Origin of the sequence: Streptomyces sp. NPDC085927 (assembly GCF_044540975.1) — a bacterium.
GTDB lineage: Bacteria > Actinomycetota > Actinomycetes > Streptomycetales > Streptomycetaceae > Streptomyces > Streptomyces hirsutus.
In genome coordinates this window covers 17,203-28,639 of record NZ_JBITSN010000032.1, presented here as the reverse complement: position 1 = coordinate 28,639, position 11,437 = coordinate 17,203, and the positions used below count along the sequence as shown (strand labels likewise).

Below are 11,437 nucleotides of genomic sequence, written 5' to 3'. Positions count from 1 at the left end.
CCCGCCCCGGCCCCACCCCCCCCCCCCCCCACCAACCCCCACACGCCCCCCCCCCCCGCCCCCCCCCCCGCCGCCCCCCCGCGGCCGCGCCCCCCCCCCCCCGGGGGGGGGGCGGGCGGGGGCCCCCGGGGCCCCCCCCCCCGGCTCGTGTGTTCAGGGACGGCCACAGGGCCGGGGACGGGTCACGAAACCGGGGGACCGGTTCGGGTACGCTCCCCGGCCGGGTCCACGGAGCGTAATATCCGTCGATCGGCCCGCCCCTTCGATGTACGGTTCTGGTGTCCCTGCCCACCACGGACGGCGGGGACGCCGATCCCGTACCGGCGGGTGAACCGGTTGTGCATGTATGTGGGGACGCTGTCCTTCGACCTCCTCCTCGGCGACGTCAGGTCGCTGAAGGAGAAGCGCTCCGTCGTCCGCCCGATCGTCGCCGAGCTCCAGCGGAAGTACGCGGTGAGCGCGGCCGAGGTGGATCACATGGATCTTCACCGCAGGGCCGTCGTCGGCCTGGCGGTGGTGTCCGGCGACACGGCGCACCTGACCGACGTACTGGACCGGTGCGAGCGGCTGGTCGCCGCGCGCCCCGAGGTGGAACTGCTGTCCGTCAGGCGGCGCTTCCACGGCGAGGACGACTGACGAATCCAGCCCCGGGAACGCGGGGCTTTGACAACTCGGACAGGAAAGAACGGGAGACGGATCAGTGGCCGACAACGCGCGGGCGAAAAGGCTGGCGGACCTCATCCGGGAGGTGGTGGCCCAGAAGCTGCAGCGCGGGATCAAGGACCCGCGGCTCGGCACGCACGTCACCATCACGGACACCCGGGTCACGGGTGACCTGCGGGAGGCGACCGTCTTCTACACGGTGTACGGGGACGACGAGGAGCGGAAGGCCGCCGCGGCGGGCCTGGAGAGCGCCAAGGGCATCCTGCGCTCCGAGGTGGGCCGGGCGGCGGGCGTGAAGTTCACGCCGACCCTGGCGTTCGTCATGGACGCGCTCCCGGACACCGCGCGCAACATCGAGGACCTCCTCGACAAGGCGCGCCAGTCCGACGCCAAGGTGCGCGAGGCGTCCGCGGGCGCCGCGTACGCGGGCGGGGCCGACCCGTACCGCAAGCCCGAGGACGCCGAGGATGCCGAGGACTCCAAGGACACTGAGACGGACGACACCGCCGAATGACCCAGAAGCACACCACGCCCGACGGCCTTGTCATCGTCGACAAGCCGTCGGGCTTCACTTCGCACGACGTGGTCGCCAAGATGCGCGGCATCGCCCGGACCCGCCGCGTCGGCCACGCAGGCACCCTCGACCCGATGGCGACGGGCGTCCTCGTCCTGGGCGTCGAGCGGGCCACCAAACTCCTCGGCCACCTCGCGCTGACCGAGAAGGAGTACCTGGGCACCATCCGGCTCGGGCAGGACACGCTCACGGACGACGCCGAGGGCGAGATCACCTCGTCCACGGACGCCTCCGCGGTCACCCGCGAGGCGATCGACGCCGGGGTGGCCAAGCTGACCGGCGCCATCATGCAGGTGCCGTCCAAGGTCAGCGCCATCAAGATCGACGGAGTGCGCTCCTACAAGCGGGCCCGTGAGGGCGAGGAATTCGACATCCCGGCCCGGCCGGTCACCGTCTCCTCGTTCACCGTGTACGACGTCCGCCCGGCCGTCGCCGGGAACGGCACTCCGGTGTTCGACCTGGTCGTCTCCGTCGTCTGCTCCTCCGGCACGTACATCCGCGCCCTCGCCCGCGACCTGGGCGCCGACCTGGGCGTCGGCGGTCACCTCACGGTGCTGCGCAGGACCCGGGTCGGCCCGTACAAGCTGGACGCGGCCCGCACCCTCGACCAACTCCAGCAGGAACTGACCGTGCTGCCGATCGCGGAGGCCGCCGCGGCGGCCTTCCCCCGCTGGGACGTCGACGCCCGGCGCGCCCGGCTGCTCACCAACGGCGTGCGCCTGGAGATGCCCGAGGAGTACGCGGGCACCGGCCCGGTGGCCGTCTTCGACCCCGAGGGCACGTTGCTCGCCCTCGTCGAGGAACACCGGGGCAAGGCCAAGAGCCTGACGGTCTTCGGCTGACGGCCGGACGGGCCGACGGGGCGGCCGGCGGGCTCACGGGTGCGGCCGGTCCGGCTGCCCGGTGGACCTCACCGGCCCCACCGTCCGGCCGGTCCACCGCTCAGTGGGACGACCCGGTGAACGGCCTGACCGGTCCGGCCGTGCGATCGGCCGTATCGGTCGCGCCGGCCTCATCGACCGGCCCGTGCGGGTCCGCCGTCCCCACCGGCCGCCCGGCGCCCCGGGGTCCGCCCGTGGAGCGGCGTCACGGGGACTGCACGCCGCCGCTCCACGGTCCCCCTCGGTTCCCCCACCCCCAGGGTGTGTCCACTTGCGGCCGTCCTTTCACCCGTAAGTGCAGGCGCTCGGAGTGAACGGGGGAGTGGAAGGGGGCGCGTTTGCCGAGGGCGCCGTGTCACTGATCACCCGGCCCTACTGTCGAGCCGAGGCAGTCGAAGGCACAGCACGAAGACACGGCATGAAGGTTCGACGATGATGTCGCGCGACCCGTCCCGTCATGAGCGGGGCACGCTCCACGACCCGGCCGGCCGGAGTCCGGGGGAGGTCCCTCGGGCCCGGCGGGAGCCGTCGCCCGCCGAGGTCCTCGTCCGCGTCCAGGACCTAGACGGCCGCCCGCGCGGTCTCGCCTTCCCCGCCGACCACCGCGGCACGCTGATCACCAGCCACGAGGCCGTCGACGGCCTCCCCGGCCTCGTCCTGCACGTCCCCGGCGACCGCCACCGTGTCGTGGGCGCCGACGCCGTCACCCCGCTGCCCGAGCTCGGCCTCGCCCTCGTCCACGCCGAAGGGCTCGGTGTGGAGCCGCTGCCCGTCACCGCGCGGGCCCGCTTCGACAGCGGTGCCTACGTGCGGATCGCCGCCGGGTGCTGGCGCGAGGCGCGCGTACTCGGCGCGACCACCGTCACGTACACCGCCGCCGGGCGCTGCCACACCCTCGACGACGCGCTGGAACTCGCCATCGGCACCACCGGCCGTGACGCGCTGCGCACCGGCGGAGCGGCCGGCGGTCCGGTGCTCGACGCCGCCACCGGCGCCGTCCTCGGTGTCCTCGGCACCGCACTCCGCGCCGGCGGCCGCGACGGCGGCTTCGCCGTGCCGCTCCGCCCCACCCCGGGCCCCCTCGCCGCCCTCCTCGCCGAGAACGCGGCGACGGTCCCGGCGTACGGCACCGACCTCAACCTCGCCGGCGTGCTGGAACTCACCGCCACCTCGGTCGGGCAGGACGGCCCGTCGGGCGCACTCGCCCCCGGAGACGTCGTTCCGGTGGAGCGGGCCGCCGTCACCGCCGAGTTCACCGCGTTCGAGCACGGCCCGGCCGCAGTCCTCGGTCTCGTCGGGCCGCCCGGCAGCGGCCGTACGACGGAGCTCGCGGCGCTCGCCGCCCGCCGCCACCGCGCCGGCGGCCCCACGCTGTGGCTGCGCGGCGCCGATCTGCGGGAGGACGACCTCTCCGTCGCCGACGCGGCCCAGCGGGCGCTCGACCGGGCCGCCCGCATCGTCGCCGCCTCCCGCACCCGGACCCCGGCCGGACCCGAAGGCCTCGGTGACACCGGCCCGGCCCGCCTCGCCGGCCTGGCCCGCAGCGCCGGCCGCCCGCTGCTGCTCCTCCTCGACGGCCCCGAGGAGATGCCGCCCGTCCTGGCCGGCCGCCTCGCCCAGTGGAGCGACGGGACGGCACGGTGGCTGCGGCGGACCGGGGCGCGCCTGGTGGTGGGGTGCCGCGCGGAGTACTGGGAGAGCGCGGGCGCGCTCCTGCCTGCGGAGCTGCTGCACCGGCACCAGGGCGCGCCTCGGGCCGAGGCCCCGGGCGGTCCCCCGGCCGAGGTTCTTCCCGCGTGCGTGCGTCTCGGCGACCTGACCGCCGACGAGGCCATCGAGGCACGGGCCCGCTACGGCATCCCGGAGGGCTCCCCCGCCGACACCCGGCACCCGCTGACGCTCCGGCTGCTCGCGGAGGTCAGGGCCGCCCTCGCCGACGCCCCGGACGCGCCGGACGCCCGCGCGGACCGCCACGAGGTCCTCTCCGCCCACCTGGACCTGATGTGCCTGCGCGTGGCCGTACGCCTCGCCGCCGGGAGCGGACTGCGCGGCACCGCCGTGCGCCGGCTGGCCGCCAAGGTCTCCGGGCAGGTGCACGAAGCCGCCCGGCGCAGCCTCGGCCCCGGACAGGGCGAGCTGGACCGGGAGGCGTTCGAGGCGGTGTTCCCCTGGGGGCCCGCGCCGGCCGGGCTCGGCGGTGGCACCGGCTGGGCCCACGCCGTACTCGCCGAGGGCCTCCTCGTCCCCGCCGGGACCGGCTACCGCTTCGCCCACGAGGAACTCGCCGACTGGCTCCAGGGCACCCACCTGGACCTGGACGGGGCCCTGCGTGCCCTGGTCCACGGCGACCCCGGTGCCCCTCGCGACCCCGGCACCGCCGACGGCACCCCCGTTCCGCACCACCGCATCGGGCCCGTCGTCCAGGCCATGCTGCTGCTCGCCCGGCAGCACGGCACGGGCCCGCTCGCCTCCCGGCTCGCGGACCTGGTGCACGCCCTCGACGCCGGGACGGGCTCGTGGTGGGCCTCCCGGCTGCTCACCGAGACCCTCGCGCGCGTGCCCGACGCGACGCCCTGCACCGGGGTGCTGCGGCTGCTGGCCGACCGGATCGTGGCCTGGCGGCAGCAGCGGCGGCCGGTCCCCGGCGAGCTGGGCCCGGCCTTCTGGACCGCTCTCCCCCTGCCCCTGGAGACCGGCTTCGAGCTGCTGCGCGGACTCGTGCACGCAGACGGCCCCCCGGGCGAGGCCGGCCCCCGGTTCCTGGACGCCGCCTCCCGCCTGTTCAGTGCCGACCCCGCCGCCGTACTCCCGCACCTCGTCCGGTGGTTCGAGGACGAACGGCCCCTGCCCGCCACCCCGCACGCGACGGTCGCGACGGCGGCACAGGCACTGCTGCACACCCACCGGCACCGCGCCCCGGACACCCTGACCGAGGCCCTCGCCGACAGCCCGCACCGGCGGGCCGGACAACTGCTCGGCGTGCTGGCCGAGGAAGACCCTCCGGTGGTGTGCCGGGCCGTCGACCGCTGGGCGCGCGACGAGCGCCCCGCCCGCCGCGCGGCAGCGGTGACCTACGGGCTGCTGGCCGCACCGCACGCCCGTGACGAGGCCGACCGCACCCTGCTGCGGTACGCGGCCCTCGCCCTGCTCGTACGTACCGGCGACCGCGCCCTGCACGGCGGCGCGCACGCCCTGCTCGTCCAGGACCCGAGCAGCAGGGACCGCCACCTCGCGCGGGCGCTGGAACACTTCGCGGCCGGCGACCCGTACGTTCCGCCGAGCGCGCTGGCCTGCGCCCTCACCACCCACCCGGAGGCCGTCCTCGACGCCTTCCGAGCGAGGCTCGCCCGGTCGGACGCCGGTGGGACACCGGGCACTCCCGCCGATGCGCCCGCTCCTCCCGATGCGACCGTTTCCACCGAGGCGGATGCCGACGCCGGCACGCCCGGTCTGGCCCCCCGCGTCGCCGCGCTGGTGAGGGCGGCGGTGGAGCGGCGGCCGGATCTCGCGGGACAGCTGGCCGCGTACGCGGACCGACGCCTGGACCAGGAGCCGGCCGACCGCGAGGTCCTCCTCCCCCTGCTCACCGGCCTGCTGGACGCCGGACCGCGGCCGCTGCGGGCCGCTCTCGCCGGTGCCCTCGCCGAGCCCGGCACCCCCGCCTCGCGCCCCCTGCGCCGCGAACTGCTGGACCCGCTCCTCACCCGCGACCACGACCCCGACCTGCTGGCCGCGGTGCTGGGCGCCGCCGCCCGCCACACCGACGACCCCCGCCACACCGACGACCTCCCGCGGACCGGCGACCCCGCGCGCGAGCTCGTCCACCGCACCGGGCTGCTCCTCGTCCGCACCCCCGACGGCGCCGCCCGCTTCGACCACGTCCTGGCCGACCTGGGGCGGCACGTCCCGGGCTTCGCCGCCGCCCTGGCCCACTGGCTGGCGGACGCGCCCCAGGAGTGGGCGGACGTGGTCGGGCCCGGCACCCGGCGGATGATCGAGACCCGGGCGGGAGTGGGCGTCCCCGTCTGAGCCGCGACCGGGAGTGCACAGCGTCACAGTGCCGGAGCGCCGATGCCGATGCGAGCCGACGGCGGTCGGCATGGCACCCTTAGACCTGCGCAGGAGAGGTCCACGGACTCGGCCCGACAAGGTTTCGACAAGGAGCAGGCAGTGCAGCGCTGGCGTGGCTTGGAGGACATCCCCCCGGACTGGGGGCGCAGCGTCGTCACCATCGGTTCCTACGACGGAGTCCACCGCGGGCACCAGCTGATCATCAGGCACGCCGTGGACCGCGCCCGGGAACTGGGCGTCCCCGCAGTCGTCGTCACCTTCGACCCGCACCCCAGCGAGGTCGTCCGCCCCGGCAGCCACCCGCCGCTGATCGCCCCGCACCACCGCCGTGCGGAACTCATGGCCGAGCTGGGCGTGGACGCGGTCCTGGTCCTCCCCTTCACCACGGAGTTCTCGAAGCTGTCGCCGGCCGAGTTCGTGGGCAAGGTCCTGGTCGACAAACTGCACGCCAAGGCGGTCGTCGAGGGCCCCAACTTCCGCTTCGGCCACCGGGCCGCGGGCACCGTGGACTTCCTCGCGGAGCAGGGCAAGATCTACGACTTCGAGGTCGAGGTCGTCGAGCTGTACGTGAGCGGCGAGGCCGGCGGCGGCGAGCCGTTCTCCTCCACACTCACCCGCCGCCTGATCGCCGAGGGCGAGGTCGAGGGGGCCGCCGAGATCCTGGGCCGCCCGCACCGGGTGGAGGGCGTGGTCGTCAGCGGCGCCCGGCGCGGCCGCGAACTGGGCTTCCCCACGGCCAACGTCGAGACGCTCCCGCACACCGCGATCCCCGCCGACGGCGTCTACGCGGGCTGGCTGCACGCCCAGGGCGAGGCCATGCCGGCCGCGATCTCCGTCGGCACCAACCCCCAGTTCGACGGCACCGAGCGCACGGTCGAGGCGTACGCCATCGACCGCGTCGGCCTGGACCTCTACGGCCTGCACGTCGCCGTCGACTTCCTCACCTTCGTCCGCGGCCAGGCGAAGTTCGACTCGCTCGAGGCGCTGATGGAGCAGATGGCCGCGGACGTCAGGCGCTGCAAGGAACTGGTGGCAGCGGCCGAGCGGCCGTAGGCACGTACGCGGGCCTTCACGCGCGGAGCGGCGGGGCGGAGGGCCCGGCCGGGCCCCGGGCCTCGAGCGCGTGGGCCCAGTGACAGGCCACCTGGCCGACCGTGCCCCCGCCTCCGTCGTCCCCCGCCCCGCCCCCGCCGCCGCCGAGGATCTCCAGGTCCCGGGTCCGGCACGCGTCCGCGACGCCCACCCGGTCCGCCTCCCCGCCGAGCAGGACCTGACAGCGCGCGTGGAACCGGCAGCCCCCTGGAACACGGGTCGGATCCGGTGGCTCACCGCTCAGGACCACCGGGTCGCCCGGCGCCTCCGGGAGCACCGACAACAGGGCCTGCGTGTACGGGTGCCGGGGCGCGGTCAGCACCTGCTCCACCGCCCCGGTCTCCACGATCCGGCCGAGGTACATCACCGCGACCCGGTCGGCGATGTTCCAGGCCAGCCCGAGGTCGTGCGTGACCACCAGCGCGGACAGGCCCAGCTCGGCACGGAGCCGCAGCAGCAGGGCCAGGATCTCGCCGCGCACGGAGGCGTCCAGGGAGGCCACCGGCTCGTCCGCGACGAGGAGTTCGGGCTCCAGGACCAGCGCGCCCGCGATCACCACCCGCTGGCGCTGACCGCCGGACAGCTCGTGCGGATAGCGCAGGAAGAAACGCTCCGGAGGCCGCAGCCCGGCCCGGGACAGGGCCTCCGCGACCGCCGCCCGCTCGTCACCGCCGTACCCGTGGATGCGCAGCCCCTCGGCCACCGCGTCGTACACCGTGTGCCGGGGGTTGAGCGAGCCGCTCGGGTCCTGGAGGACCAGCTGGACCCGCTTGCGGTACGCCTTGAGGGAGCGGCCGGAGTAGCTGAGCGGCCGTCCGTCGAAGGAGACGTGCCCCGCGGTCGGCTCGACCAGACCCAGCAGGGCGCGGGCCAGGGTCGTCTTGCCGCAGCCCGACTCGCCCACCAGGGCGACGATCTCACCGGGCCGGATGGCGAGGTCGACACCGTCCACCGCGCGGGCGGGGCCGGCGCCGCGCCGTCCGGGGAAGGCGACCCGCACTCCCCGGGCGCTCAGCAGCGGGGAGCCGGTGGGGGAGCGGGAGGGCTCCGAGGGGCCGGAAGGCCCGGCGGGGCCGGGGGCGGCAGCGGGGGAAGCCGTCATGGGGTGCGCCTCACTTCCTCCAGGGGCACGTGGCCCCCTGGCTCCTCGGCCGCTTCCTGTGCGACCCGTACGCACGCCGCCCGCCGCTCCGGCCCCGCCACCCGCAGCGGCTGGTCGGCCACCGCGCAGGACCCCAGAGCCACCGGGCAGCGCGGATGGAACGTGCACCCGGCCGGCAGCGCCGACGGGTCCGGCGGGTCGCCCGCCAGACCGCGCGGGGCGAAGCGCGACGCCGGGTCGCCGATGCGGGGGAACGCCGCCGACAGGGCACGGGCGTACGGATGCCGGGCGTCCTCGTACACCTGCCGGGCCGGACCCTCCTCCACCACCCGGCCCGCGTACATCACCGCGAGCCGGTCACAGGTGTCGGCGAGGACCGCCAGATCGTGGCTGATCATGATCAGGCCCACGTCCTGGTCGGCCACCAACTGCTCGATGAGCCGCAGGATCTGCGCCTGGATCATCACATCGAGCGCGGTGGTCGGCTCGTCCGCGACGATCAGCATCGGATCGCAGGCCAGCGCCATCGCGATCATGACGCGCTGACGCTGACCGCCGGACAGCTCGTGCGGGTGGTCGGCCGCCCGAGCGGCCGGCAGACCGACCTGCTCCAGCAGCTCGCCGGCCTTCCTCCGGGCCCCCGACGGAGTCGCCTTACGGTGCAGCAGGAGCGGCTCGGCGATCTGGTCGCCGATGCGGTGCACGGGGTTGAGCGAGTGCATCGCGCCCTGGAACACGATCGAGGCCCCGGCCCAGCGGACCGCCCGCAGCCGGCCCCACTTCATGGCGAGCACGTCCTCGCCGTCCAGCCGGATCTCCCCGCCGGTCCGCGTCCCGGACGGCAGCAGCCGCAGCAGGGCCAGCGCGAGCGTCGACTTGCCGCAGCCCGACTCCCCGGCGATGCCCAGCTTCCGCCCCGCCTCCAGGCTCAGGTCCACCCCGCGCACCGCGGCGGCCCCGCCCGCGTACGTCACCGTCAGATCCCTGACCTCGAGCAGACTCAACGGGACACCCCCAGCCTGGGGTTGAGGACGGACTCCACGGCACGCCCGCAGAGCGTGAACGCCAGCGCCACCACGGCGATCGCGATGCCCGGCGGCACCAGGTACCACCAGTGCCCCGCGCTGACCGCACCCGCCTCCCGCGCGTCCTGCAGCAGCCCGCCCCACGACACCACCGTCGGATCACCGAGCCCGAGGAACGCCAGGGTCGCCTCCGCCAGGATCGCCGCGGAGATGATCAGGGTCGTCTGGGCCAGCACCAGCGGCATCACATTGGGCAGCACATGGCGCGACATCACATGCCAGTGGCCGCCGCCCAGCGCCCGCGCGCGTTCGATGTACGGCCGGGTCTCCACCGCCAGGGTCTGCGCGCGCACCAGCCGGGCCGTCGTCGGCCAGGTCGTGACCCCGATCGCCACCACGATCGTGACGAGCGAACGGGACATCACGGTGGCCAGCGCGATCGCCAGGACCAGCGTGGGCATCACCAGGAACCAGTCGGTGACCCGCATCACCACCGTCGCGTACCAGCCCTCGAAGTGTCCCGCCGTCACTCCGATCAGGGTGCCGATCGCCACCGACAGCACGGCGGCGAGCAGCCCCACGAGCAGCGACACCCGCGCGCCCCAGACCACCAGACCGAGCAGATCCCGTCCGAACTGATCGGTACCGAAGGGGAATTCGGCTCCGGGACGCTCCATCGGACTGCCCGGCGCGTCCGTCACGTTGTCCACGTCGGAGCCGACCAGCAGCGGAGCGGCCAGGGCCGCCAGCGCGAACAGCAGAAGCGCGGCCAGGCCCACGACGCCGGACCGGTGGGTGCGGTACTGACGCCAGAACCGCGCAGCCGAGGCCCTGCGCCGCCGCCACGCGAGCGTGCGCGCGCCTCCCGCGCCTCCCGTGCTTTCCGGGGCGGCCGGTGCGGCCGTCGGCGGGGTCGCCGGCGTCCCGGTCGTCGTGTCCTTGTCCGTCGTCATCGGCCCACCCGGGGATCGAGCAGCGGATAGATCAGATCGGCCAGCGTGTTCATCACGATCACCGCCGCGGCGAACACGAAGAACAGCCCCTGCACCAACGGCAGATCGGGCACGCTCAGCGCCTGGTAGAACAGCCCGCCGAGCCCCGGCCAGGAGAAGACCGTCTCCACCAGGATCACCCCGGCCACCGTCCGCCCGAGATTGATGAAGATCAGCGTCACCGTCGGCAGCAGCGCGTTGGGCACCGCGTGCCGGCGCCGGACCAGGTCGTCACGGAGCCCTTTGGCGCGCGCGGTGGTCAGATAGTCGCTGCCCATCTCGTCCAGCAGCGCCGACCGCGTCACCAGCAGCGTCTGCCCGTACTCCACCGCCACCAGCGTCACCACCGGCAGGACCAAGTGGTGCGCCACGTCCAGGACCTGGGCGAATCCCTCCTCGCCGCCCGACTCCATGCCACCGGTGGGGAACAGACCCGGAACGGGCCCGATGCCCACCGACAGCGTGATGATCAGCAGCAGCCCGAGCCAGAAGGACGGGATGGAGTAGAGGATCAGTGCCAAACCCGTGTTGACCCGGTCCCCGGGCCGCCCGTGCCGCCACGCCGACCGGGTGCCGAGCACGATGCCGAGCGCCGTGTAGAGGACGAAGGCCGTACCGGTGAGCAGCAGCGTGTTCGGCAGCGCCTCGGTGATCTTGTCGACCACCGGTGCGTTGAACTGGTACGACGTTCCCAGATCACCCGTGAGCGCCTTGCCGCAGTAGTCGGTGAACTGCTGCCACAACGGTAGATCCAGACCGAACTCCCGTCGATAGCCGGCGAGTTGTTCGGCCGACACCTGACGGCCGCCGGTCATGAACTTCACCGGGTCGCCCGGGATCAGCCGGAAGAGGAAGAAGCTGGTGACGAGGACGGCCAGGAGGGACACGGCCGCGCCGGCCACCTTGCCCGCCACATACCGCAGATACGCGGTGGTGGTGCGGGCCCGCGGCCCGCGGAAGGCCTCCGGTCCGTCCTTCACCGGACCGGAGGCCGTGCGCGCGCCCTCGACGGGAGCGGGTGTCGCGTCGGCGGTCAT

At 74.8% G+C, this 11,437-nt stretch carries 9 protein-coding genes; 5 read left to right on the top strand and 4 right to left on the bottom strand.

The genetic code is table 11. From position 1 onward, the window contains the following. Nucleotides 1–342 precede the first annotated feature (342 nt). From ACIF80_RS36960 to ACIF80_RS36940, 5 genes are all read left to right on the top strand, one after another. A complete protein-coding gene (locus ACIF80_RS36960) occupies nucleotides 343–636 on the top strand; it encodes a DUF503 domain-containing protein (protein ID WP_399813295.1) in 294 nt (97 codons plus the stop codon). A 64-nt stretch (nucleotides 637–700) separates the two neighbouring features. Beyond that, the gene (gene rbfA / locus ACIF80_RS36955; protein WP_399813292.1) at nucleotides 701–1,177 is read left to right on the top strand and encodes a 30S ribosome-binding factor RbfA; all 477 of its coding nucleotides are present in this window, start codon (nucleotides 701–703) and stop codon (nucleotides 1,175–1,177) included. Then, nucleotides 1,174–2,079 carry a tRNA pseudouridine(55) synthase TruB gene (truB, locus tag ACIF80_RS36950; protein WP_399813289.1) on the top strand — a complete coding sequence of 302 codons (906 nt, stop codon included), beginning with the start codon at nucleotides 1,174–1,176 and terminating at the stop codon, nucleotides 2,077–2,079. Before rbfA ends, truB begins: the two co-directional genes overlap by 4 nt. 471 nt (nucleotides 2,080–2,550) lie before the next feature. After that, nucleotides 2,551–6,147: a serine protease gene (locus ACIF80_RS36945; protein WP_399813286.1), complete on the top strand. Its 3,597-nt coding sequence runs from the start codon at nucleotides 2,551–2,553 to the stop codon at nucleotides 6,145–6,147. 141 nt (nucleotides 6,148–6,288) lie between these two features. After that, nucleotides 6,289–7,242, top strand: a complete 954-nt coding sequence (locus ACIF80_RS36940; protein WP_399813284.1) for a bifunctional riboflavin kinase/FAD synthetase — start codon at nucleotides 6,289–6,291, stop codon at nucleotides 7,240–7,242. Between the two features lie 16 nt (nucleotides 7,243–7,258). Here the strand turns inward: ACIF80_RS36940 and ACIF80_RS36935 are convergent, their stop codons facing one another. From ACIF80_RS36935 to ACIF80_RS36920, 4 genes are read right to left on the bottom strand one after another with little or no spacing between them, the layout of a single operon-like run. Then, on the bottom strand, nucleotides 7,259–8,383 hold the full coding sequence (locus tag ACIF80_RS36935; protein WP_399813282.1) for an ABC transporter ATP-binding protein: 1,125 nt from the start codon (nucleotides 8,381–8,383) through the stop codon (nucleotides 7,259–7,261). Next, entirely contained in the window at nucleotides 8,380–9,387 is a 1,008-nt protein-coding gene (locus ACIF80_RS36930) for an ABC transporter ATP-binding protein (protein WP_399813279.1), read from the bottom strand. Before ACIF80_RS36930 ends, ACIF80_RS36935 begins: the two co-directional genes overlap by 4 nt. Beyond that, a complete protein-coding gene (locus tag ACIF80_RS36925; protein WP_399813277.1) occupies nucleotides 9,384–10,361 on the bottom strand; it encodes an ABC transporter permease in 978 nt (325 codons plus the stop codon). Before ACIF80_RS36925 ends, ACIF80_RS36930 begins: the two co-directional genes overlap by 4 nt. Further along, a complete protein-coding gene (locus tag ACIF80_RS36920) occupies nucleotides 10,358–11,437 on the bottom strand; it encodes an ABC transporter permease (RefSeq protein ID WP_399813273.1) in 1,080 nt (359 codons plus the stop codon). The genes ACIF80_RS36925 and ACIF80_RS36920 overlap by 4 nt, the downstream gene beginning before the upstream one ends.

Excerpts from the sequence above, each read along its gene's own strand:
- ACIF80_RS36920 (WP_399813273.1), bottom strand. The coding sequence starts at position 11,437 with ATGACCGCCGACGCGACACCCGCTCCCGTCGAGGGCGCGCGCACGGCC.
- truB (WP_399813289.1), top strand. The coding sequence starts at position 1,174 with ATGACCCAGAAGCACACCACGCCCGACGGCCTTGTCATCGTCGACAAG.
- ACIF80_RS36925 (WP_399813277.1), bottom strand. The coding sequence starts at position 10,361 with ATGACGACGGACAAGGACACGACGACCGGGACGCCGGCGACCCCGCCG.
- ACIF80_RS36945 (WP_399813286.1), top strand. The coding sequence starts at position 2,551 with ATGATGTCGCGCGACCCGTCCCGTCATGAGCGGGGCACGCTCCACGAC.
- ACIF80_RS36960 (WP_399813295.1), top strand. The coding sequence starts at position 343 with ATGTATGTGGGGACGCTGTCCTTCGACCTCCTCCTCGGCGACGTCAGG.
- ACIF80_RS36935 (WP_399813282.1), bottom strand. The coding sequence starts at position 8,383 with ATGACGGCTTCCCCCGCTGCCGCCCCCGGCCCCGCCGGGCCTTCCGGC.